Annotated in this window: 23 protein-coding genes and 1 riboswitch; of the genes, 14 read left to right on the top strand and 9 right to left on the bottom strand. The window is 64.2% G+C overall.

What is annotated here, in order from left to right; translation table 11 throughout:
- The first annotated feature begins 12 nt into the window (after positions 1-12).
- The 7 genes from QRN59_RS14095 (at position 13) to QRN59_RS14065 (ending at position 5,822) form a co-directional block, all read left to right on the top strand.
- Positions 13-882, top strand: a complete 870-nt coding sequence (locus tag QRN59_RS14095; protein WP_284983132.1) for a DUF4031 domain-containing protein — start codon at positions 13-15, stop codon at positions 880-882.
- The gene (locus QRN59_RS14090) at positions 879-1,658 is read left to right on the top strand and encodes a 2-phosphosulfolactate phosphatase (protein ID WP_284983131.1); all 780 of its coding nucleotides are present in this window, start codon (positions 879-881) and stop codon (positions 1,656-1,658) included. Before QRN59_RS14095 ends, QRN59_RS14090 begins: the two co-directional genes overlap by 4 nt.
- A 100-nt stretch (positions 1,659-1,758) precedes the next feature.
- A complete protein-coding gene (locus QRN59_RS14085) occupies positions 1,759-2,088 on the top strand; it encodes a PadR family transcriptional regulator (RefSeq protein ID WP_284983130.1) in 330 nt (109 codons plus the stop codon).
- 2 nt (positions 2,089-2,090) lie between these two features.
- Positions 2,091-2,471, top strand: coding sequence for a DUF1048 domain-containing protein (locus QRN59_RS14080; RefSeq protein ID WP_284983192.1), 381 nt, complete (start codon positions 2,091-2,093; stop codon positions 2,469-2,471).
- On the top strand, positions 2,468-3,268 hold the full coding sequence (locus tag QRN59_RS14075; RefSeq protein WP_284983129.1) for an ABC transporter ATP-binding protein: 801 nt from the start codon (positions 2,468-2,470) through the stop codon (positions 3,266-3,268). Before QRN59_RS14080 ends, QRN59_RS14075 begins: the two co-directional genes overlap by 4 nt.
- Positions 3,265-4,026 (top strand): ABC transporter permease, encoded by a 762-nt coding sequence (locus QRN59_RS14070; protein WP_284983128.1) that lies wholly within the window; start codon positions 3,265-3,267, stop codon positions 4,024-4,026. Before QRN59_RS14075 ends, QRN59_RS14070 begins: the two co-directional genes overlap by 4 nt.
- A 38-nt stretch (positions 4,027-4,064) precedes the next feature.
- The gene (locus tag QRN59_RS14065; protein ID WP_284983127.1) at positions 4,065-5,822 is read left to right on the top strand and encodes a sialidase family protein; all 1,758 of its coding nucleotides are present in this window, start codon (positions 4,065-4,067) and stop codon (positions 5,820-5,822) included.
- On the opposite strand, the gene poxB is transcribed toward QRN59_RS14065, so the two are convergent.
- The 6 genes from poxB to QRN59_RS14035 all read right to left on the bottom strand — a co-directional run bounded on the left by poxB (position 5,819) and on the right by QRN59_RS14035 (position 10,517).
- Entirely contained in the window at positions 5,819-7,555 is a 1,737-nt protein-coding gene (gene poxB / locus QRN59_RS14060; RefSeq protein WP_284983126.1) for a ubiquinone-dependent pyruvate dehydrogenase, read from the bottom strand. The two genes, QRN59_RS14065 and poxB, sit on opposite strands and share 4 nt — an antisense overlap.
- Positions 7,556-7,644: 89 nt before the next feature.
- Positions 7,645-8,046 (bottom strand): YccF domain-containing protein, encoded by a 402-nt coding sequence (locus tag QRN59_RS14055; protein WP_284983125.1) that lies wholly within the window; start codon positions 8,044-8,046, stop codon positions 7,645-7,647.
- Positions 8,047-8,242: 196 nt separating this feature from the next.
- A complete protein-coding gene (locus tag QRN59_RS14050) occupies positions 8,243-8,728 on the bottom strand; it encodes a hypothetical protein (RefSeq protein ID WP_502871058.1) in 486 nt (161 codons plus the stop codon).
- A gap of 116 nt (positions 8,729-8,844) precedes the next feature.
- Entirely contained in the window at positions 8,845-9,318 is a 474-nt protein-coding gene (locus QRN59_RS14045) for an SRPBCC family protein (protein ID WP_284983123.1), read from the bottom strand.
- A complete protein-coding gene (locus QRN59_RS14040) occupies positions 9,315-9,665 on the bottom strand; it encodes an ArsR/SmtB family transcription factor (protein ID WP_284983122.1) in 351 nt (116 codons plus the stop codon). The genes QRN59_RS14045 and QRN59_RS14040 overlap by 4 nt, the downstream gene beginning before the upstream one ends.
- A gap of 255 nt (positions 9,666-9,920) precedes the next feature.
- Positions 9,921-10,517 (bottom strand): phosphoribosylanthranilate isomerase, encoded by a 597-nt coding sequence (locus QRN59_RS14035; RefSeq protein WP_284983121.1) that lies wholly within the window; start codon positions 10,515-10,517, stop codon positions 9,921-9,923.
- 133 nt (positions 10,518-10,650) lie between these two features.
- Here QRN59_RS14035 and QRN59_RS14030 point away from each other — a divergent pair, with 133 nt between their 5' ends.
- From QRN59_RS14030 to QRN59_RS14010, 5 genes are all read left to right on the top strand, one after another.
- Positions 10,651-11,313, top strand: a complete 663-nt coding sequence (locus QRN59_RS14030) for a HutD/Ves family protein (protein WP_284983120.1) — start codon at positions 10,651-10,653, stop codon at positions 11,311-11,313.
- A 199-nt stretch (positions 11,314-11,512) separates the two neighbouring features.
- Positions 11,513-11,578: riboswitch (guanidine-III (ykkC-III) riboswitch) on the top strand.
- Between the two features lie 9 nt (positions 11,579-11,587).
- Positions 11,588-11,902 (top strand): DMT family transporter, encoded by a 315-nt coding sequence (locus tag QRN59_RS14025; protein WP_284983119.1) that lies wholly within the window; start codon positions 11,588-11,590, stop codon positions 11,900-11,902.
- 2 nt (positions 11,903-11,904) lie between these two features.
- A complete protein-coding gene (locus QRN59_RS14020) occupies positions 11,905-12,270 on the top strand; it encodes a DMT family transporter (RefSeq protein ID WP_284983118.1) in 366 nt (121 codons plus the stop codon).
- A 76-nt stretch (positions 12,271-12,346) separates the two neighbouring features.
- Entirely contained in the window at positions 12,347-13,366 is a 1,020-nt protein-coding gene (locus tag QRN59_RS14015) for an aldo/keto reductase (RefSeq protein ID WP_284983117.1), read from the top strand.
- Between the two features lie 36 nt (positions 13,367-13,402).
- Positions 13,403-14,053: an MBL fold metallo-hydrolase gene (locus tag QRN59_RS14010; protein WP_284983116.1), complete on the top strand. Its 651-nt coding sequence runs from the start codon at positions 13,403-13,405 to the stop codon at positions 14,051-14,053.
- Positions 14,054-14,272: 219 nt separating this feature from the next.
- Here the strand turns inward: QRN59_RS14010 and QRN59_RS14005 are convergent, their stop codons facing one another.
- Positions 14,273-15,997 carry a DEAD/DEAH box helicase gene (locus QRN59_RS14005; protein WP_284983115.1) on the bottom strand — a complete coding sequence of 575 codons (1,725 nt, stop codon included), beginning with the start codon at positions 15,995-15,997 and terminating at the stop codon, positions 14,273-14,275.
- 330 nt (positions 15,998-16,327) lie between these two features.
- Here QRN59_RS14005 and QRN59_RS14000 point away from each other — a divergent pair, with 330 nt between their 5' ends.
- Positions 16,328-17,008, top strand: coding sequence for an SAM-dependent methyltransferase (locus QRN59_RS14000; protein WP_284983114.1), 681 nt, complete (start codon positions 16,328-16,330; stop codon positions 17,006-17,008).
- A 22-nt stretch (positions 17,009-17,030) separates the two neighbouring features.
- Positions 17,031-17,216, top strand: coding sequence for a hypothetical protein (locus QRN59_RS13995; RefSeq protein WP_284983113.1), 186 nt, complete (start codon positions 17,031-17,033; stop codon positions 17,214-17,216).
- A gap of 59 nt (positions 17,217-17,275) precedes the next feature.
- Here QRN59_RS13995 and QRN59_RS13990 read toward each other — a convergent pair whose 3' ends face one another.
- Positions 17,276-19,729, bottom strand: a complete 2,454-nt coding sequence (locus tag QRN59_RS13990; protein ID WP_284983112.1) for a hypothetical protein — start codon at positions 19,727-19,729, stop codon at positions 17,276-17,278.
- 376 nt (positions 19,730-20,105) lie between these two features.
- Positions 20,106-20,798: an HAD family hydrolase gene (locus QRN59_RS13985; protein WP_284983111.1), complete on the bottom strand. Its 693-nt coding sequence runs from the start codon at positions 20,796-20,798 to the stop codon at positions 20,106-20,108.
- Between the last annotated feature and the right edge of the window lie 32 nt (positions 20,799-20,830).

Raw genomic sequence — 20,830 nt, 5'->3', positions numbered from 1 at the left:
CGGGCGCAGGCCATGGCCGTCTACGTTGATCCGCCGCTGTGGCCCGCGCACGGGACCGTCTTTTCCCACCTCGTCTCGGACACATCGCTCGAGGAGCTGCACGCCTTCGCCGAGGCCGCGGGGATTCCCGGGCGCGCCTTCGACGGCGACCATTACGACGTCCCGGAACGCCGATACCAGGATCTCCTGTCCGCAGGTGCCATCCCCGTGGAGGCCCGGATCCTGGTCCGCAAACTGATCGCGAGCGGCTTGCGCATCCCCGCCCGCCAACGGAGCAAGGCCCTCACTGTGCCCTTGCTGGAGCGCTGGAATTCGACACTTCCGGGACATGAGGAGCTGGGTTTCGAGCTTCTCGAACGCTGGGGCGAGGACCACCGGAAGTACCACAGCCGCACGCATTTGCTGGCGGTCCTGGAAGCCTTGGACATCCTCACCGAACCCGGGCCGCCCGCGCGCTCAGTGACGTTGGCCGCGTGGTTCCACGACGCCGTCTACGAGGGAATCGCCGGGCAGGACGAAGAGCAGTCGGCCAGGCTGGCCGAGGACCGACTGGCCCTTGCGGGACTTCCCGCGCAAGTGATCGACGAAGTCGCCCGGCTGGTCAGGCTGACCTCCACCCACAGCCCCGAACCGGGAGACCACACGGGCGCCCTCTTGTGCGACGCCGACCTTTCCATCCTCGGCGCGGAACCTACGGCTTACGCCCGCTACCTGACCGACGTCCGCGAGGACTACGCCCACGTCAGCGATGCGGGCTTCGCTGCGGGCCGGGCCGCCGTCGTCCGTCAACTACTCACCTTGGATCCGCTCTTCCACAGCGAACGCGCAAAGGGCCTGTGGCTCGATGCCGCCCGCCGCAACCTGGAGGCCGAACTGTCATGACCACGGCGGGGACGGTGCACCGGCAGCTTCCGTTCACGGTGAGGTTTGAGTGGGGGCTCGACGGCGCCCGTGCGGTTGCGTCCGGTGCGGACCTCGCCGTCGTGGTTGACGTCCTCTCCTTCACCACCTGCGTCAGCGTCGCCGTCGACCGGGGTGCCATCGTGTTCCCCTACCCGTGGAAGGACGCCGGGGCCGAGGATTTCGCTGCCCACCACGATGCCCAACTGGCTGGTCCGCGGGGTGGAGGCGGACTGAGCCTCTCGCCGTCGAGCTTGCGGGACGCCCGGACGCTGAACCGCGTGGTGCTGCCTTCGCCCAACGGCTCCTCCATCGCGCACCAGCTCGCCCGGGAAGTCCCGCTTATCGCGGCCGTGTCACTGCGGAATGCAGCCGTCACCGCGGATTGGGTGGCGGCCGAACTCCCCGCGGATGCGGTGGTGGCGGTGATCGCAGCCGGCGAGCTATGGCCCGGCGGTTCGCTCAGGCCCGCTGTGGAGGATCAGATCGGGGCCGGCGCCTTCATTGCCGGGCTCATTGCCGCAGGGCGGGGCGGCTTCACTCCGGAAGATGGCAGGGAAGGCTTCGCGCCGGAGGCTGATGCCGCGATGGCCGTGTTCAACGCTGCCGAGCCCGGGCTCCATGACGCCCTTCGAGGCTGCTCCAGCGGCCGGGAGTTGATCGGCGCAGGGTACGCCGACGACGTCGAGATCGCCGCCGAACTTGACGCCGGGACCGCCGTGGCCCTCTTGAGGGACGGCGCATTCCAACGGCCTTGAGTGCGCTCCGGTGCCGTTTCCATAGGGGCTTGCGCCTCCACTACTTAGCGGTACTATGTACCAGTAGCTAGTAACACTGAGTAGTGAAAGGAGGTGTCCTATGGGCAGGCAGATGACGGAGATGCTCAAAGGGACCCTGGAGGGCATCGTTCTCGCTCTCCTGACCGGGAATCCCGCGTACGGGTACGAAATCACGACGCTGCTCCGGAGACAGGGCTTCACCGAGATCGCCGAGGGCACCGTGTATGCGCTGCTCGTCAGGATCGAGCAAAAAGGCCTCGTCGATGTCGAGAAGCGGCCGTCCGAGAAGGGCCCGCCGCGCAAGGTCTATTCGCTCAACGAGCAGGGCGAGAAGGAACTGGACGAATTCTGGAATACGTGGAGTTTCCTGTCCGAGCGACTGGAACAGCTCCGAAAGGGAGGAAAGTGAACATGGCCGCAGGGTGGATCGAGCAGCTCACGGGATCGCTCGAACAGAAGAAGCAATACCGGCAAAACAAGGCACGCGTGGAGCAGCTTCCCGCGGACTATCGCGCGGCGGCGACCGCGCTGGAACGGTACCTGATGTACTTCGGGGCCATCACCAAGGGCGAGGTGCTGCTGCGGATGCTCGGCGATCTCACCGATCTCTTCGAAGAGAGCGCCGCGGACGGAACTCCGATCCGCTCGATCGTCGGTGACGACCCGGTGGAATTCGCCGAAACGTTCATGCGCAACTACACGGGCGGCCAGTGGATCAACAAGGAGCGTGAACGCCTGGTCAAGGCGATCGACGCCGCTACAGGAGACGATGGGAAGGAGAGGAACTCATGACCAGTGCATCCACCACCCGCGAACCCGCGATCCGCGTGCAGGGCATGGAAAAGTCCTACAAGGAGTTGCACGTGCTGCGCGGCGTGGACTTCGACGTAGCAGCGGGCAGCATCTTCGCCCTTCTCGGCTCCAACGGAGCAGGAAAGACCACGATGGTGAAAATCCTGTCCACGCTACTGCGTCCGGACGCCGGCACGGCCACCGTCAATGGATTCGACGTCGTGACCCAACCGCTGCGGGTTCGGGAATCCATCAGCCTCACCGGACAATTCGCGGCTGTCGATGAAATCCTGTCCGGCCGGGAAAACCTGGTGCTGGTTGCCAAGTTGCGCCACTTGAAGGACCCCGGCCAAGCGGCGGATGATCTCCTCGCGCGCTTCAACCTGTCCGATGCAGCATCTCGAAAGGTGTCCGCGTATTCAGGAGGCATGCGCCGTCGCCTCGACATCGCCATGAGCCTGGTCGGGCAGCCCGAGGTGATCTTCCTCGATGAGCCGACCACCGGACTCGACCCCGAAGCACGCATCGAGGTGTGGCAGGTGATCCAGGAGCTCGCCAATCAGGGCACCACGGTTTTGCTCACCACGCAGTATCTCGACGAGGCCGAGCAACTCGCGGACCGGATCGCCATCCTTCATCACGGGCGGATCATCGCGAACGGCACTCTCGCCGAGCTCAAGCGACTCCTCCCGCCAGCGAAGGTCGAGTACGTCGAAAAGCAGCCCACCCTGGAGGATATCTTCCTCGCACTTGTGGGGAACGAGGGCAAGGTCGCGTCAAGTAAGGACCAGTCATGAGCACACACTTCTTCGGAGACACGGCCGTCTTGCTGGGCCGCTCCATGCGCCACATCTTCCGCAGCGCGGACACCATTATCACCACTGCGATCACGCCGATCGCCCTCATGCTGCTGTTCGTCTACGTGTTCGGCGGCGCCATCAACACTGGCACGGAGAATTACGTCAATTACCTGCTGCCGGGAATCATGCTGATCGCGATAGGGTCGGGCATCGCGTACACCGCCGTTCGCTTGTTCTACGACATGCAGAGCGGGATTTTCGAGCGGTTCCACTCCATGCCGATCGCACGATCGTCGGTGCTGTGGGCGCATGTGCTGACTTCCCTCGTCGCCAACGGGCTCTCGCTCGTGATCATCGTGGTGGTGGCCCTCCTCATGGGATTCCGCACATCGGCAAGCCTGCTGGCATGGCTCGCCATCATCGGGATCCTGGGGCTGTTCACCCTCGCACTCACCTGGCTCGCAATCATTGCGGGCCTGACAGCAAAGTCCGTGGACGGTGCCGGCGGGTTCTCCTACCCGCTGATCTTCCTGCCGTTCATCAGCTCGGCTTTCGTACCCACGGCCACCATGCCGGGTCCCGTGCGCGCCTTCGCCGAGAACCAGCCGGTCACTTCGATCGTCAACACGATCCAGGACCTGTTTCAACAACGGCCGATCGGAAGCGACATTTGGGTCGCTCTCGCATGGTGCCTCGGGATCCTCGTTCTCGCGTATTTCTTCGCCGCGGCGGCCTACCGGCGCAGGATCAGCTAAGCAACCGGGGCCCATGCCGCCTCTCGTATCATGGAGGTGTGACCTCCTACCTCCAACGCAATGGTGCCGCACTCCCCCAAGCCCGTCCCGACGTCGAGCACGTCCTGGCGGTGCGCGGCACGGGAGGCTACCGGCAGTACCGCATCCCCGCGCTGGCGGTCTCCACGGCCGGAACAGTGCTCGCCGCCTATGACGGCCGGCCCAACCTGGACGACCTGCCCAATCCGATCGATCTCCTGCTCCGGCGCAGCACGGACAACGGCCGCAGCTGGGGAGAACAACGGGTGGTCCGCAGCGGCTCAGGGCTCAACGGCTACGGTGATCCCAGCCTCCTGGTGGACACGATGACCGCTAGGATTTTCATGTTCCACGCCGCGGGGACGCATGCCGGTTTCTTCGAGGCAGTAGGCGGCCTGGAACCGGATGACGACGTGCAGCACTGCGACGTCAGCTTTTCCGACGACGACGGCGTCACCTGGCACCATCGGCGGCTCACCGGACAGCTCAAGCCGGGCAGTGTTGCGGGCGCTCGCGCCGGTGCTCGCGACCGCGGCATCACGGGGATCTTCGCCGCTGCCGGGCAGGGAATCCAGATGCACACCGGTCCGTTCGCCGGGCGACTGGTGCAACAATTCGTCGTACTGGTGGACGGTGAAATCATGGCGGCTTCCGCGTACAGCGACGACCACGGCGAGAATTGGGCACTTGGTTCGCTGATCGGAAAGGGTCCGGACGGGGTCGGCCCCAACGAGAACAAGGTTGCGTGCCTCGACGACGGCCGGCTCCTCCTGCACTCACGCGCCACTCCCCGGCGCCTGGCAGCAGTCTCCGATGACGGCGGCGAGACGTGGAGCCGGCTGGAGCCGGTCGAGGACCTCCCCGACCCGAGCGACAACGGATCCCTGATCCGCTTCGACGGCCAGCCCGGCGTGCCGTCCCTGGCGACCCCGGCCACGAACAGCTGGCTGCTCGCGAGCAACAACCAGGACACGTCGCTGCGACGGAACACTGTCCTCAGCCTGTCCGCGGACAACGGGGCCAGCTGGCCCGCCAAGCTGGTCCTGTGCGAGGGCAGCTCGGCCTACTCGACGGCGGCGCGGCTTCCGGATGGCAACATCGGCGTCTTGTACGAGCGGCAGGGATACCGCGAGATCGTCTTCGTTTCCGTGTCGGTGAAGCAGCTGACGGAGCAGCTTCCCGTCCCGGCTGTCGGTGCGGCCAGGGCACCCGAAACCGGGCCCCGGCCCGAAGCCCGGCCCGACCGCCTAGAGTTTCACGTGGAACTGCGCTCCATCACGCCCGGCCGGCCCGCTGTGTGGCAGAACGCCGGCGAATTCCATGTCATCTCCCCGGAGAACGACGGCGATTGGGACGTGCAGACCTGGAAGGAAGTGGGCCAAGGCTACTCCGCGGAGCAGGCGCAGATCCTTGGCACCCGCGAAGCCCAGGACCTCAACTACGGACCGGTCATTCCGGGCTACAAAGCCGGGGACATCCTCGCCTTCACCGGACGCGCCCGCAACCTGGGCACCCGGCCGGCCACCGGCGTCGTACTCCTGGGACCGCACGCCAATCCGGGGGACTTCCCGCCCGCCGATCTGGCACCGGGCGCGGAAGCGCTGTACTTCACGCCGGTGTACACCGTCACCGAGGAGGATCTGGCGCGGGACTCGCTCGAGCTGGCTTTTGCGGTGGCGTACGACGGCGGCGCGCGGGCCGTGGAGCGCAGCTTCAGTTTCGATCTGCGCACGGGAGCCGTGACGGTTAATGAGGGCGGCGCTCGGGGCGCTTCTTAGAAAATTTGGCGGATATTGGTCTTCGCGAGGTCGATGAGTTGGTCGCCACGGCCGGAGAGGACCGTCCGGATCGCGTAGAGCGTGAAGCCCTTGACCTGTTCGGCGCTGATTGCCGGCGGAATTGACAGTTCCTGCCGGGCCGTGCGGACGTCGATGAGGGCCGGGCCGTCGTGCGCGAAGGCTTCAGCCAGTCCCGCCTTCAGCCCGGAGGAGTTATCCACCCGGATTCCGCGAATTCCCAAGGATTCCGCGAGTTTGGCGAAGTCCGGGTTCTCGAGTTCCGTGCCGAAATTGACGAATCCGGCGGCCTTCATTTCGAGCTCCACAAAGTTCAGCGAGGAGTTGTTGAAGACCACCACTTTGACGGGGAGCTTGTTCTGCACCAAGGTGATCAGCTCGCCGAGAAGCATGGTCAGGCCTCCGTCGCCGGCCAGGGCCACCACTTGTCGCCCGGGGTACGCGGCCGCCGCGCCGATCCCGTGCGACAGGGCATTGGCCATGGTTCCGTGGTTGAACGAACCGAGAAGCCGGCGTCGGCCGTTCATGGTCAGATACCGGGCCGCCCACACGGTGGGGGACCCGACGTCGCACGTGAAAACCGCATCCGGGGCCGCCAACTCATCCACCAGCCTGCCCACGAACTGCGGATGGATGGGCTGCCCGTCCTTGGCCGGAGAGGCGAGGTCGTCGAGCTTGGCGCGCGATTTGGCGTAGTGCTTGAGCGAAGCACTTAGGTGTGTTCTCTTCGCCTTGCGCCCTATCAAGGGCAGCAGCGCGGCGGCGGTGTCCTTGACCGTGCCCACAAGGCCAAGATCGATCCGGGCCCGCCTGCCCAGCTGCTCGCCCCTGACATCCACCTGGATGATCTTGGCGTTCTCCGGGTAGAACTGCTGGTACGGAAAATCGGTGCCCAGCATGAGCAAGGCCTCACAGCTCTCCATCGCGCGATAACCGGAACTGAACCCCAAAAGGCCGGTCATGCCGACGTCGAACGGGTTGTCGTATTCGATGTGTTCCTTGCCGCGCATCGCATGGACGATCGGCGCGCCCAGCGCGTCCGCCAGGGCCATGACCTCGGCGTGCGCACCCGCAGTGCCGGCGCCGGCGAGAAGGGTGACTTTACCGGCCGCGTTGAGAATATCCCCGGCCTCGGCGAGCTCCTGGGGGTTGGGCCGGATCTCCGGCCGGGCGGCGCGGATCACCGCTGTGCGCTCGCTTTGCGCCTCCGCGAGGGCGACATCGCCGGGAATCACGACGACGGCGACACCCCGCTTCTCGACCGCCGTCCGCATGGCGATCTCCAAGACCCGGGGCATCTGCGAAGGATGGGCGACGTGCTCGACGTAAACGCTGCACTCCCGGAACAACTCCTGGGGGTGCGTCTCCTGGAAGTACTGGCTGCCGATCTCTTCGCTGGGAATGTGGGCGGCGATGGCCAACACGGGAACCCTGGATTTGTTGGCATCGTAGAGGCCGTTGATCAGGTGCAGGTTGCCAGGGCCACAGGATCCGGCGCACACCGCCAGTTCATCGGTGAGACCCGCCTCGGCTGCGGCTGCCAACGCCGCCGCTTCCTCGTGCCGGACATGGACCCAGCGGATGCTTTCTTCTTCCCTCAGTGCATCCGTGAATCCGTTCAGCGAATCCCCGGGGATCCCGTAGACGCGCTGGACGTTGTTGGCTTTGAGGGTGGCGACGATGTTCTTGGCAACGGTGTTCCTGGCGGCGGACATGGACTGTTCCTTTCGAGGGGAGGCAGTGCAGACACGGCCTACGCTACTCCGGAACAGTCCATGGAGCCTGATGCCCGGCGTCGGGAGGGCTAGCGGTAGGTGCTGACGAACGGGCGGTTGCTAGGCACGATCTGCTTGCCCAGCGGCATGAGCGATACCGGAATGAGCTTCAGGTTTGCGATGGCCAACGGGATCCCGACGATGGTGATGGCCATGGCGAAGGCCGTGACCACGTGGCCGATCGCGATCCAAATGCCCGCAACCAGCAACCAGATGACATTGCCGATGAGGGGAAAGACTCCCCCGCCTCCGGGTTTGTCCACCACCATGCGACCAAACGGCCATAGCGTGTACGAGGCGATCCGGAACGACGCGATGCCCCACGGGATGGTGACGATCAACAAGCAGCACACAATTCCGGCCATGAAATATCCCAAGGCCAAGACGAAGCCGCCGAAGACGAGCCAGATGATGTTGAGCAGCGTTTTCATATCTCCCATTGTCCCTTGCGGGACGCGGCCTGGGCCTAGGGGTTCGCCCTGAAATCCCCCTGATCTTCCGATCCCGGCTCACATATATGGCCCTGTCGGCGGACGCCCGCTCACATGTATGGCCCTGTCGGCGGACGCCCGCTCACATATGAACGTGTGAGCCGGCCGGCGCCCACGGGACTTCCCAGGTCAGGGACTACTTGCAGTTGGCGCTCAGCCAAGTGGTGACGGGAGCCATCGCCTTTTCGAACTTGCCGCTCGAGTAGACGGTCTGGTCTTTCAGGCCTTCGATCGCAGTGTCCTTGAGATTGGTGAAATCAGCCTTGAGCGCGTCCGGGACGCGATCCGCCGTGGCGGCGAGCTCTGCCTTGTATTGCTCCAGCTCGGCGGTCTTTCCCTGCGCCGCAGACATTGGCAGCAACGAAGCTCCCGTCGCTTCTTTAGAGATGGTGGAGCACATTTCGGCTGCCGAGGCGAAGCCCCCGAATGGCCCCGATGAAGGAGTTGGGCTTGCGCTTGCGGTTGCGGAGTCGCCCGCAGAAGAGGACGACGGCGTGCCCGCCGCGGCGGAGCCCTCTCCCTGTGTGGAGCAGCCGGACAGCGCCAGTGCGGCGAAGAGGGCGACTGTCAGGTATCGGATAGGACCGTTAAGAGGTTTGGAAAGGATTTTCAAAGGTCGCATTCTGCTTGATCGTCTGTCTCCGGAACCGTTCGGTCTCCAGAGCAATGGCATTCTGTCCCCGCCGTGGAGTGTAGCCCGAATGGGCCCGGACCTTCCAAGTTGACTTCGGACGCCTTTTAGACCGTTCCCTCTTCCCGCACCAGCAAGGTGTCCAGTTTGGTGAACGAGGTGCCCCATCCTTCGCGGGTCATTTCCACCCATTCGTCCGAGTCGAAGGGACCCTGTGTAAGATGAAGCCGCGTGCGGCCGCCGTCCAGTACCTCGAATTCAAGGCGCATTTCCAGCAAAAGTGTGATCCCGGCGTCGGGCTCTGCTTTCTGGGTGGCGACCAGCAGGGCGGGCGGATCGTACGTCGTGATGACTGCGTGGATAGGTGATTCCTTGGCGACGCCGTTTTCGTCCCAGGTCATGACGAGCTGCCAGATTCCGCCCACCCGGGGGTCGACGGCTATCCGATCGCGCGGCGAATCCACGCCCACCGGCCCGAACCATACCGCGAGCTGGTCGGGGTCCACGAAGGCTTGGAAGACGAGCTCGCGTGGAGCATCGAATTCGCGGGTCATGGTGAGTATGTGCTGTTCCGCGTTCATTGCTTGACTCCTGGATCCTTTGAATCGTTCTGAATCTTGCGTAGGTGGGCGTCGAGGCGGATAAAGCTGGCATCCCAGAACCGCCTGTACTTATCCATCCATTCGGTGGCTTCGCGCAATGGTTCCGCTTCCAATTTGGAAGACCTCCATTGCGCATTCCGGCTCCGGCTGATCAGCCCTGCATTTTCCAGGACCTTGAGATGCCGCGAGATGGCGGGAAGGCTGATGTCGAACGGTTCGGCAAGCTCGTTCACGGTAGCCTCACCCTCCGAAAGCCGGGCCAGAATGGCCCTTCGGGTGGGGTCGGCAAGAGCCGAGAAGATGAGACTGAGCCGGTCTGCGGACATCGCTAGCGCCTTCATATTTAACACATCAGTTAATTAGTCGATGTGTTAAATATGCGACGGCGAGTGGCGGCTGTCAAGGGCTTCTTGGGACGCCCGCTCACATCATCTGAGCGAGCGTCACGCGAAAGCGCGTTAAATGTGAGCGAGCGTTCGGGGGAAAGGCGATAAAGGTGAGCGAGCGTTCGGGGGAAAGGCGTCAAAGGTCAGCGGGCGTTCGGGGGAAAGGCGATAAAGGTGAGCGGGCGTTAGGAGGCGTCAGGCTTTTGCGGCTTCGACGAAGGCGCGAACGAGGTCGAGGTCCTTCACCCCACGCGAGGACTCCACGCCGCTGGACACGTCGACGCCCCAGGCCTCGGCTTCGAGCGCCGCGGCTCCGACGTTGGACGGGGTCAACCCGCCAGCCAACAACCAGTGGCGCGCACCCAGGCCCATTTTCCGGACCGAGGAATAGTCCCACGCCTCACCCGAACCCGGCACAGCGGCGTCGATCAGGAGCAGTTCCTCGCCCCACTCCTCGAACTCGTCCGGAGCGGCACCCACGGTGACGGCCCGGATGAGCTGCATGCCGGCGTCGTGCACGGTCTTAACGTCTTCCGGCGAGCGGCTTCCGTGCAGCTGGACCCATTCGAGACCGGCTTCGCGCGCGGTTATGACGGCGTCGGCGGCTGCCTCGTGACGGAAGACCCCGACGGCGGCGACACCTTCCGGGACATGGACCAGCAAGTCTCGGGCACGGTCAGGGGATACCTCGCGCGGACTCTTCGTCAGCACGAAACCCACGGCGTCTGCGCCGGACTCGACGGCGGCCTGCACGGATTCAGGCGTGCTCAAACCGCACACTTTGACGAACATTCCGCGCCTCCAACCGTTTACCTTCCTACGACGTTAGCAAGGGCCTCCGGGATTGTTGAACCGTGCCAAGATTGCACCGATGTTACGCGGGCGTTCAATCGGCCAAAGGCCGGCTCGGGCTAGGCTGGAGCGCATGGAGATCATCCGCTTTGCCGAGCTCAAACCCGAACCATGGCGCAACGGAGGCGGGGTGACCCGCGAACTCGCCAGCCATCCGAAAGCGGCGTCGGCGCAAGACGGAGCGTGGGACTGGCGGGTCAGCATCGCCGACGTCGGATCGGCCGGCGATTTCTCGACGTTCCCGGGCATGGAGCGAGTGATCACCGTGATCGACGGCGAATTGCTGCTGCTCACGGTGGACGGCGAAGAACACCCGCTGGAAAAGTACCGACCGTTCCGGTTTTCTGGCGAGGCTGCATCGGCCAGCGCACTTCCCACCGGCGACATCCGGGACCTCAACGTGATCGCCCGGGCCGGCGAATTCAAGGGCTATACGTCCATCATCGAGCTCTCCAAGAAGCGCGCACACCCTGTGTTCGAAGGCCAGTTGGCAGTCCTTCTGGCAGGCAAGGCTTCAGTTAGTCCCGGCGCGGATCCTACGGAAACGGAAGAGCCTGCGGAAACGGAAGAGCCATCGGACGGCTCGGACGGGGAGACTGCCGCGCCGACCGCCGAACCCGTCGAACTCGCCCGCTACGACGCCGTAGTAGGTTCCGACACCCGCAGCCCGGAAATCCTGGGCCGTGGATTCATCGCCGTCATCTCCATCGACCGAGTGGAGCATGCGCACTCCTAGGTCCCAGCACTGGACATAATGCCAACATGCGCCTTCGCTGAGCCCACCACTGGACATGTCCATCATGGTGTCCGCAATATGTCCACTCGCTGAGGCCAACGTTGGACATGTCCCTTGATTAGGCCCATGACCGCGCATGTCCCCTGGTGAGGCTCGCCACCAAAGCTGGCCACCCGGCGTCGGGCTTTGCTAGCCTCGAAGGAAGGCCCGCACAGGGACCTCCGGACGACGGTTCAGTACCCGGCACGCGACAAGACTGGCCAAAGGATCTGTCATGTCGTGGTTAATCCTCATTCTGTCCGGCGCACTCGAGGCCGTCTGGGCCGCAGCGCTCCACCGTTCCAACGGCTTCCGCAAACCGGTCCCCTCCGCCATCTTCCTTGTCACCGTGGTTGCGAGCACCGCGGGGCTTGCCTTCGCGATGCAATCCATCCCCACCGGAACTGCGTATGCCGTGTGGGTGGGAGTCGGCGTCGTGCTCACGGCCGCTTACGCGATGATCACCAAAGTTGAGCGCCCGACGGCGGCCCGGCTGCTCCTGCTCGCCGGGATCGGCGTGTGCGTGGTCGGCTTGAAGGTGGTGGCGTAGCCATGACCGCTAAGTTCACATGGGCCATATTGCTCGTCTCCGCCGTGCTCGAAGCTGTGTGGGCGACGGCCCTTGGACTGTCCGACGGCTTTAGCCAAGCCCTCCCCACCGTGGTCTTCGCCGTCACGGCAAGCCTCAGCATGATCGGCCTCGGCATCGCAGTGAAGCGGATTCCCTTGGGCACGGCATATGCCGTCTGGGTCGGTATCGGGGCAGCACTGACGGTCGGCTGGGCGATGGCCACCGGCGTCGAACCGGCCAGCCCGCTCAAGCTGCTGTTCATTGCGGGCATCGTGGGTTGCGCGGCCGGGCTGAAGGCCCTTCCCGCGGAGGAGCGGGATGAAGTAACAGAGCCGGCCCAGCCATAAGCACCAGACCCGGAATACTCCCCCGCTCCCCGGAGTTGCCAGCAATGAGACGAACACTCGGCGAAGGAGAAGCACCATGAGCCCGGAAACCACGAACGTACAGCTCGGCGATGGCCTGATCGTGAGCCCCCTCGGTTTCGGCGGGATGGCGTTGACGCCCGTGTACGGTGAGGTTGACCCCGCCGAATCCCTCAAGACGCTGCATCACGCCGTGGATGCTGGCATCAGCTTCATCGACACCGCTGACGTATATGGCGCGGGCGACAACGAGGAACTGATCGCGAAACTGCTGAAGGACCGGCGCGACGATGTCCAGTTGGCCACCAAGTTTGGAATCGTGGGCAACCCGCGCGATGGCTACACCGATGTCCGCGGAGATACCGCGTACGTGGCCCAGGCGGCGGAAGCGAGCCTCCGCCGCCTGGGCACCGACGTCATCGACCTCTACTACATGCACCGCCGAGACCTCCGCGTTCCGATTGTGGAAACCGTGGAGGCCATGGCGGAGCTTGTCCGGGCAGGCAAGGTCCGGCACCTTGGCCTGTCTGAAGTGACAGCCGAGGAGCTGAGGGAAGCCAACGCCGTGCACCCGATAGCCGCCGTGCAGAGCGAATGGTCCATCTGGAGCCGGGACGTTGAACGCAACGTCGTCCCGACTGCGGCAGAGCTGGGTGTGGGCTTCGTGCCTTATTCGCCGCTTGGCCGGGGGTTCCTCACGGGAACCGTCAGCGCCGATCAACTCGGCGAGAACGATTTCCGGCACCGCATCCCCCGTTTTGCCGACGGCGCACTCGACGCCAACCAAGCGGTTGTTGCCGCGGTACGTGCCGTGGCCACCGAGTTGTCCGAAAGCACCGGCCGGGATGCAACCCCCGCCCAAGTGGCGTTGGCCTGGCTTTTCGCCCAGGGCCGCCGTCTCCAGCTCAGCGTGGTCCCCATCCCCGGTACGCGCAAAGCGCATCGGATCGACGAGAACCTGGGCGCCTTGTCGCTTGAGTTGAGTGCCGCTCAACTGGGCGTGCTCGACGGCGCCGCGGACGCCGTCGTCGGCTCACGGTCCGCGGATCCCGCCTGGGTTTCGCAGGGCCGCGAATAGGCGGTAAGCCGCAGGCGGCTTCCGTAGAGTGGACGAATGGACTCACTCATTCATTCACTGCGTGACATCACCATCCGGCGAATCTCGGTCAGCGAGATGAACAACAACGTGTACCTGCTCACCTCGAAGGCAAGCGGCGCGCAGCTCCTGATCGACGCCGCGGACGACCTTCCGGCCATCCAACAGATGATCGAAGACTCGACCGCGGACACCACGGCCACGCCGAAACTGGCCCTGATCGCCACGACGCACCAGCATTGGGACCACGTCCGCGCGCTTCCCGGGTTGGTGGAAGCTACGGGCGCGAAGACCTCGGCCGGAGCGGACGACGCCGAGACGCTGCCCGTGCCCGTTGACGTGCTGTTGCACCATGGCGATGTGGGAAACTTCGACGGTTTCGACATCACCGCGGTGCACTTGCGCGGCCACACTCCCGGTTCGATCGCCTACGTGTACCGGGACCCGGAAGGGCCCGCGCACATTTTCAGCGGCGACTCGTTGTTCCCCGGAGGCGTCGGCAACACCCAGAACGACGCCGCACGCTTCACTTCGCTGTTGAACGACGTGAGCGAACGGCTGTTCGAGGCCTACCCGGACGACACCGTGGTGCATCCGGGCCATGGAGATCCCACTACGCTCGGTGCGGAGCGGCCACACCTTGCGGAATGGCGCGAGCGCGGCTGGTAATCCCTATAGGGACATGCTCATTCTTCGAGCATAGGAGTGGACATATCAGGAATATGTCCGCTCCTTGCTACCAAGGTTGAGCATGTCCAGCGGAGAACCTGGCGAACGGACAATGAGCATGCTCCGCTCTTGGGTCAGAGAGTGGACATATCAGGAATATGTCCACTCCTTGCTACCAAGGTTGAGCATGTCCAGCGGAGAACCTGGACCACAAGTGGCTTAGCGGCCGCGGCGTTCGTTCGACGCCGGAGCCGAGGCACGGCGCGGGCCGCTCCGGGCCGGACGGCCGGAACCCGAGTTGCCTGAGCCGGAGCCGTAGGAGCCACCGGAGTTGCCACCGGTGTTCGAGGACCATACGGACTTGTTGCCGCTGGTACGCGTGGAAGTAGCGGATTCCGTGCGCGGAGCCGACGCCGAGCGGTTACCGCCAGATGCACGCTGACCGGTTGCCGGACGTCCGCTGCGACCACCTTGGCCCTGTGCGCCAGGAACGTCGTTGCGGTGACCGGAAGCGGCGTTGCCGCGTCCACGTGAGCTGCGGGCGACGTCGTCGTTCGCTGCTGCGCGGCGATCAGCGCGGTTGATGTCGGTGCGCACAGGCTCGGCCGCAACCTTGCCACGGCCACCGCGACCACCACGGCCACCCGCAGTGGGTGCAGCCTGGGTGGAACGGCGGTTGCGCTTGCGCTGGGCGTTGGCACCGGTGGAGGTACCGCCGCCCGGCTGCTGGGTCTTCGCCGCAAGCAATGCCGCACGAGTGCGCGGGTCAACCTTGTCGGCAACCTGGCCCACCAGTTCGGCAATCAACGGGGAGTTGGCCGTGACGCGCTCGAACGAGACGTCGACGCCGGCAGCCTTCATGAGCTTCTTGACGTCGGACTGCTGCTCGGGAAGCGTCAGCGTGACCACGGTGCCGTCGGAACCGGCACGGGCCGTACGGCCGGAGCGGTGCAGGTAAGCCTTGTGCTCTGTGGGCGGGTCGACGTGGATGACGAGTTCGACGTCGTCGACGTGGACGCCGCGCGCCGCGACGTCGGTGGCCACCAGCACCCGGACTTCGCCGCTGGCAAACTCGGCGAGGTTGCGGTCACGGGCATTCTGCGACAGGTTGCCGTGGAGATCGACGGCGGGAATGCCGCAATCGGTCAGGGTCTTGGCCAACTTGCGTGCGTGGTGCTTGGTCCGCATGAAGAGGAGGCGGCGGCCGGCGCCGGAAGCCAGTTCCACGATCAGCTGCTTCTTGACGGTCTGGTCGTTGACCACCAGGACGTGGTGCTCCATGGTGGTGACGGCGGCCTGCGGGTCATCCACCGAGTGGGTCAGCGGGTTGGACAGGTAACGGTTGACCAGTTTGTCAACACCGTTGTCCAACGTCGCGGAGAAGAGCAGACGCTGACCCTGGGTAGGAGTCATGTCCATGAGCTTCTTGACTACCGGGAGGAAGCCGAGGTCAGCCATGTGGTCGGCCTCGTCCAGCACGGTGATCTCGACGGCTTCGAGCGTCAGGATGCGCTGGCGGATGAGGTCCTCAAGGCGGCCCGGGCAGGCGATGACAATGTCGACGCCGGCGCGCAGCGCCTTTTCCTGGCGGGCTTGGGAGATACCGCCGTAGATGACCGTAGTGTTCAGGCCCATGGCCTTGGCGAGCGGCTCGATGGTGGCGTTGATCTGGGTGGCCAGCTCGCGGGTCGGTGCGAGGACCAGACCCATCGGGCGGCCCGGCTTGCGGAAGTGCTTGGCTTCGCGCTCGGCGAGACGTGCCACGAGCGGGATAGCGAAAGCGATGGTCTTACCGGAGCCGGTGCGGCCACGGCCCAGGACGTCGCGGCCTGCGAGCGTATCCGGAAGGGTCTTGACCTGGATGGGGAAAGCTTCTTCGATGCCATCTGCAGCGAGGGACTCGGCGATGGCCTTGGGCGTGCCAAGGGCAGCAAAAGTAGTCATGTGTTTCAAGGGTCTTTCTGGCGGTGTCCAACGGACATCGTCCCCCGACGCCGGTTGGGCCAAGGGTTCGCCGAGGAAAAAGTCAGTGATCGACCGGTAGGCAATAAGCCGTGGCCGGGACCAGAGAAAACGCGTTCATCGACGCAGGATGTGCCTCTCACATGAAAAAAGCCCACTTCCCAAGTTTGGAACCAAGCCAAATTCGGGGACTAAGCGGGCATCACTGCACATCAAGTAGATCTATTCTAGCATCCGCGGACAGCCAGCCTTTCCACGGGGTCCTTTGGGCGGCCGTTGCCTCACGGGGGCACCTCGGGGCAGGCTTGAGCCATGACGCACCAGCACGACAGCGGAGCCCACCTCCACAACGAAACCGGCCAGGACGCCGACCCGGCGCAGTTCTGGGACGAGGTGTATCGGGAAAAGCCAAAGAGATGGAGCGGGAATCCCAATCCGCAGCTGATCGCCGAAGCCAAGGAACTGGTTCCCGGCACCGCCCTGGATCTCGGCTGCGGGGAAGGCGCGGACGCCATCTGGCTCGCCCAACATGGCTGGACGGTGACCGCGGTGGACGTCTCCGCCGTCGCGCTTGAACGGGCAGAAGCCCATGCCGCCGACGTCGGGCTCCAGGACCGGATCTCGTGGCTGCAACGGAACTTCGGCTCGTGGCACCCCCACGAGGGTTTCGATCTGGTGTCCTCCCAATTCCTTCATTCTCCGCTCCTGCCGTGGCGCGATTCCCTTGCCTCGGCCGCGGCAGCCGTGGCTCCCGGCGGCGCTTTGTTGATGGTCGGACATCATCCGGATGGACTGACCCCGTGGAGCGGGCACAAGGACATGAAGGACAAGTTCTTCACTCCCGAGGACTTGGTCGAGGCGCTCACCAGCGGCCCCGGCTCATGGAGGATCAATGTTGCCGATTCCCGGGAACGCGCCGTGACGGGTCCGGAGGGCCAACACGCCACCACCATCGACAGTGTTCTCCGGGCCACCCGAAGTCACCCAGCCTGAACCGCGTCTTGCGTGGTCATTCATGCAGCAACATGCCATCTCGCTGAATCGCACCCAGTTCAAGGCCAGCGAGACGATTCCAACAGCCTCCGTGGACAAGACCGCAAACCAAGCCGAGGATGCCTCAGAGAAGGCCCTGGCTCCGAGGGCCTTCTCTGAGCGGTTGACGTTGACGGCCTGGAGCTCGCCAATCCTTGCCCGGGTCTGACCTTCAGTGGTCGTAGCGCGGAGGGTGCTGGTTTGGCGGGAAAATCCGTGTCTTTGCTGTCAGTAGCCGTTGTAATTGAGGTGAACGGTGTTGTCCTGGGCGGTCACGGTGGCTGAGAAGGATATCGTCGCGGTGGTGCTGTCCGGTTTCCAGTCAGCCGCGCCGAAACCGTATGAGGCGTCGCGTTCGTAGTTGGCTTTAGCTTCTCCCGAGGTGTCGGTACTGAGCGCCCACCCGGATCCGCTGGTACCGCTGAGCTTGTAGGTGGGTTTCTTCGTCAGGGTCCATTGCACGTTGCGGGTTGTCGAGAAGGAATAGGTTCCGAAAGGACAGCCCTTGGGCCTGAAGTCGGTGGATTTGGCGCAAGTGGCCAGGAGCGCGTCGGCCTGAGCGGCCGCTTCGGTCTTCAACGCTTCAGAGGGTTCGATGCTCAGGTTGGCCGAGCCCGTGTAGTTGTCGATTGAGACCAGGACGACGGCCTTCTGCGCGGTGAGGTACTTTTCCGTGGGAGGCAGCTCAATGGTGTACTCACCCGGGAAAACCGGGAACTGGGTGCCCTTGTTGCCGTATTCGCTGCCGGTGATGGCCAGCGTGGTTTCCTGGCCATCGACGAGGGCTTTCTGAATCGGGCTGGTGGAGGAGACTGTGAGCTTGCCCAGTGGAGCCGAGTCCATTGTCCAGTGGTCGTCGAGAAGCTCGGGGTTCGTCTTGTGGAGAGTGAAGGTGGATTGCTGCTTTCGGCCGTCCTGGCGAAGCTCTGCGACGACGGTCGCTGTCGTATCAGTGGTCTTGGTCGAGAGGATGGTGAATCCGTCTATTCGCTTGGCTGCCTTGGAGTACACGGCATCGGTGAGGAGGGATCTCTGGTCGTTGGCCAGGCCCGGGTCTGCGAGAGTCAAGGCCTTGGATGCCTGTCCGTCCTCGAGAGCCTGGAGATAGGAAGCCACAAGCTTGTCGGGCCCGTTCGATCCCTTGATCACGTTGACCATGACCGTCAACCCGACAACAAGCACGGCCACCAAACCGGCTCCCCCGAGAACCGTTACGAGGTTCCGCTTTGAACGGGCAGAGAGCGGTTCCCTTGCAGCCAAGGCGGGATGCAAGGGGGCTGGTTCGTGAGGAGCTCTGGCGTTGGAGGCATCCCCGGAGGCCGCGGGATGCCTTTCGAGAGGTGCTTCGGCCCCGAAGAGGCCGGCGTCAGGGATCACACCAACGCCAGGGGCCGCGTGGAGGGATTGCGGGAGGATCCGGTGGATAATGCTCAGCGGGATATACGAGACCAGGCGTGGTGCGGCGTGCCGCGCGGACACCTCGATCCCCAAACCCCAAACCGCCAAGATCAGACCGGTGAGCGGGGTCAGAGTCAAGGCTCCATTTCCCGAAGCCAGCGATGAAGCGTCGAAGGAACCCGAGACTGTGCTCATCCAGGACGCCAGAAGCCCGGCAGCGAGAAACGCCACGGGCAGCTCGGCCCACTGCTTGATACCGCTGCCGGGTTCCGGGTTTCGGCGCAGGTACCAGAAAACGGAGGTGGCCAAGGAAACCACGACAGCCAGGAGGACGAGCAACCACGCAGCCCACACAGGCAGCCCGAACTGGGCGAGGCCCATCCCGAAGGAAAAGTCTGACCCGGCCACGTTCGACGAGGAGGAACCGATGGATGACATGCCCCACGACCGGGCTAGGGGGCTCAGATGCCCAAGTCCCAGCAAGTACAGGCCCGCGGTCGGCGCCCACAGCAGTGTCGAAAGTGTCATGGGCCATCCAAACTGGACACCCAGGACGAGGACAGCTAGCGGCACAGCTACCCCGAGGAAGATCCCGAAGTGGACAGACACCGCCCACAAGGGCCTGAGCCAAGGACTCCAGCGTGCAGAGATCGTTCCCGGCCGCGCGGAAGCCCTTCCTGCGACGGTAGCGAGGGTCGCCACGACCAGCGATACGACGATCGAGCCAAACGAGACCGCGCTCAACGGACTGATCTTCACCATCGGAGCCGGGACCGCAATCGCGAAGACCGCCGCCGCGACATTCACCAGAAGACAAAACACCGCACCCGTCGCGGCCGACTCCACCCAGACGTGAGCCGTCGAACCGGATGGCCGCCGGTTCCCGGCCCTTCGACCTCCGAAAAAGCAAACGGCCGCAGCCACCGCAGTCAGCAGCAGCGGGACGGCGAACACTGAACCTGAACCGTGGACGGTCCCCAGGAATGGCACGCTCGCCTCCACGCTCGTACCCAAGGCCCCGAACTGGCTCATTGCCACCAACTGAACGGCAAGCTGGAAGAAGATCTGCCACGGAGAGGGCACCGTACCGGCCGGAACCGGCAGATTCGAAGGCAGTTTCCCTGCACCGTCCTGCCCGAACCCGGCCCCCGCCACCGAGAGCGCCAACGCAGCAAGAGAAACCGCGAGAGTGACAGCGTACGCCGCAGCCCCCAAAATGGCGCCAGGAAAGAGCATCCTGACATCGAAAGACCGTGCAGGAGGCAACGGATGCCCTTCAGCCACGGAAGGCTCCATCTGAACCTGCTGAGTATGCGGATGCTCTGTCATAAATCCCCCAAATATAATAACCACCGGATTCCGCGAATTCGTCATGAGAGGCAACGCGGAACGCCCCGAGGCGTCGGAAGAACCCCGACTAATTAATCCATATTTCGAAATATTGAGAACGAGTGTCAAGTCATAACATCGAGCATGACCCCGCTTGAGAATTGGTTTTTGGATTTGGCGTGCTGGCCATTGCGTTCCCTTCTCTCAGCCCTTTTTGGTCTTGGTGACATTAGTACAGGGAGCCATCCCCCGCGTGTGCGGGCCGGTGGCTTGTTGACCTGGATTATGCGGTCAACAGGCCTTTTCCGGGGCGGGTTTGTGTTGGGCCCTCTCAATAGGCGGTCAGATCCAGGGACCGACCGATGGCAATTCCTCCGCAGATGCAGGCGTCGATGAATGAAACAAGGGCTAGTTCCGCTCCAGCATCGAGGAGCTCTTTCGACGTCCCCACGCCGTATGTCACTCCGATCGCGTGCGTGCCGGCCGCTTTCGCAGCGACCATGTCGTGGGCTGTGTCACCGACGTAGAACGCGGATGCCCTGTCTGTCCCTCCGAGGCATGCGAGGGCGAACAGGATACCGTCCGGGGAAGGTTTCGGGTGGGCGATGTCGTCGGCGCCGACGACGAGATCGAAGTGCTCGAGCAGGCCCGCCGCGTCGAGGATGGCTTCGGCGCTTCGTCTGTTCTTGCTCGTGACCACGCCAATGGCGACGTCAGAGCCGCGCAGGGCCAGGATGCTCTCTAGCACCCCATCGCAGACCAAGGAGGGGGCCTGCGGCATGATGACTGTCTCGAACCGCTCCATGTATGCATCGCGTATGCGCTCAGCAGCGCCCGGATTGTCGACGGCCTGGGCCAGCGTTTCCGTAATAACCTGCAGTGGCAGGCCTACGAGCGCCAGAGCCTCACCGTGCGGCACGGTTTTCCCCGTGACCGCTTGCGCGGACTCCGCCATCGCATGGGCGATTGCGCGGGGCGTGTGAAGCAACGTCCCGTCGAGATCGAACAGTGCTACGGCAACCATGACATCTCCTCTTCCGCGTGTGCATCCCACGC

This window comes from Arthrobacter sp. efr-133-TYG-118, from assembly GCF_030209755.1.
GTDB lineage: Bacteria > Actinomycetota > Actinomycetes > Actinomycetales > Micrococcaceae > Arthrobacter.
The sequence above is the reverse complement of the archived record's forward strand: the minus strand, read 5'-3'. Positions and strand labels throughout refer to the sequence as shown.

What these genes read in the sequence shown, in the direction of transcription:
- QRN59_RS14040 (WP_284983122.1), bottom strand. Translation starts at nt 9,665, where the DNA reads ATGTCCGCAGACCGGCTCAGTCTCATCTTCTCGGCTCTTGCCGACCCC.
- QRN59_RS14080 (WP_284983192.1), top strand. Translation starts at nt 2,091, where the DNA reads ATGGCCGCAGGGTGGATCGAGCAGCTCACGGGATCGCTCGAACAGAAG.
- QRN59_RS14045 (WP_284983123.1), bottom strand. Translation starts at nt 9,318, where the DNA reads ATGAACGCGGAACAGCACATACTCACCATGACCCGCGAATTCGATGCT.
- QRN59_RS14095 (WP_284983132.1), top strand. Translation starts at nt 13, where the DNA reads ATGGCCGTCTACGTTGATCCGCCGCTGTGGCCCGCGCACGGGACCGTC.
- QRN59_RS14025 (WP_284983119.1), top strand. Translation starts at nt 11,588, where the DNA reads ATGTCGTGGTTAATCCTCATTCTGTCCGGCGCACTCGAGGCCGTCTGG.
- QRN59_RS13985 (WP_284983111.1), bottom strand. Translation starts at nt 20,798, where the DNA reads ATGGTTGCCGTAGCACTGTTCGATCTCGACGGGACGTTGCTTCACACG.
- QRN59_RS13995 (WP_284983113.1), top strand. Translation starts at nt 17,031, where the DNA reads ATGCAGCAACATGCCATCTCGCTGAATCGCACCCAGTTCAAGGCCAGC.
- QRN59_RS14090 (WP_284983131.1), top strand. Translation starts at nt 879, where the DNA reads ATGACCACGGCGGGGACGGTGCACCGGCAGCTTCCGTTCACGGTGAGG.
- QRN59_RS14000 (WP_284983114.1), top strand. Translation starts at nt 16,328, where the DNA reads ATGACGCACCAGCACGACAGCGGAGCCCACCTCCACAACGAAACCGGC.
- QRN59_RS14005 (WP_284983115.1), bottom strand. Translation starts at nt 15,997, where the DNA reads ATGACTACTTTTGCTGCCCTTGGCACGCCCAAGGCCATCGCCGAGTCC.
- QRN59_RS14055 (WP_284983125.1), bottom strand. Translation starts at nt 8,046, where the DNA reads ATGAAAACGCTGCTCAACATCATCTGGCTCGTCTTCGGCGGCTTCGTC.
- QRN59_RS14075 (WP_284983129.1), top strand. Translation starts at nt 2,468, where the DNA reads ATGACCAGTGCATCCACCACCCGCGAACCCGCGATCCGCGTGCAGGGC.
- QRN59_RS14035 (WP_284983121.1), bottom strand. Translation starts at nt 10,517, where the DNA reads ATGTTCGTCAAAGTGTGCGGTTTGAGCACGCCTGAATCCGTGCAGGCC.
- QRN59_RS14015 (WP_284983117.1), top strand. Translation starts at nt 12,347, where the DNA reads ATGAGCCCGGAAACCACGAACGTACAGCTCGGCGATGGCCTGATCGTG.
- QRN59_RS14085 (WP_284983130.1), top strand. Translation starts at nt 1,759, where the DNA reads ATGGGCAGGCAGATGACGGAGATGCTCAAAGGGACCCTGGAGGGCATC.
- QRN59_RS14020 (WP_284983118.1), top strand. Translation starts at nt 11,905, where the DNA reads ATGACCGCTAAGTTCACATGGGCCATATTGCTCGTCTCCGCCGTGCTC.
- QRN59_RS14050 (WP_502871058.1), bottom strand. Translation starts at nt 8,728, where the DNA reads ATGCGACCTTTGAAAATCCTTTCCAAACCTCTTAACGGTCCTATCCGA.
- QRN59_RS14070 (WP_284983128.1), top strand. Translation starts at nt 3,265, where the DNA reads ATGAGCACACACTTCTTCGGAGACACGGCCGTCTTGCTGGGCCGCTCC.
- QRN59_RS14030 (WP_284983120.1), top strand. Translation starts at nt 10,651, where the DNA reads ATGGAGATCATCCGCTTTGCCGAGCTCAAACCCGAACCATGGCGCAAC.
- QRN59_RS14010 (WP_284983116.1), top strand. Translation starts at nt 13,403, where the DNA reads ATGGACTCACTCATTCATTCACTGCGTGACATCACCATCCGGCGAATC.
- poxB (WP_284983126.1), bottom strand. Translation starts at nt 7,555, where the DNA reads ATGTCCGCCGCCAGGAACACCGTTGCCAAGAACATCGTCGCCACCCTC.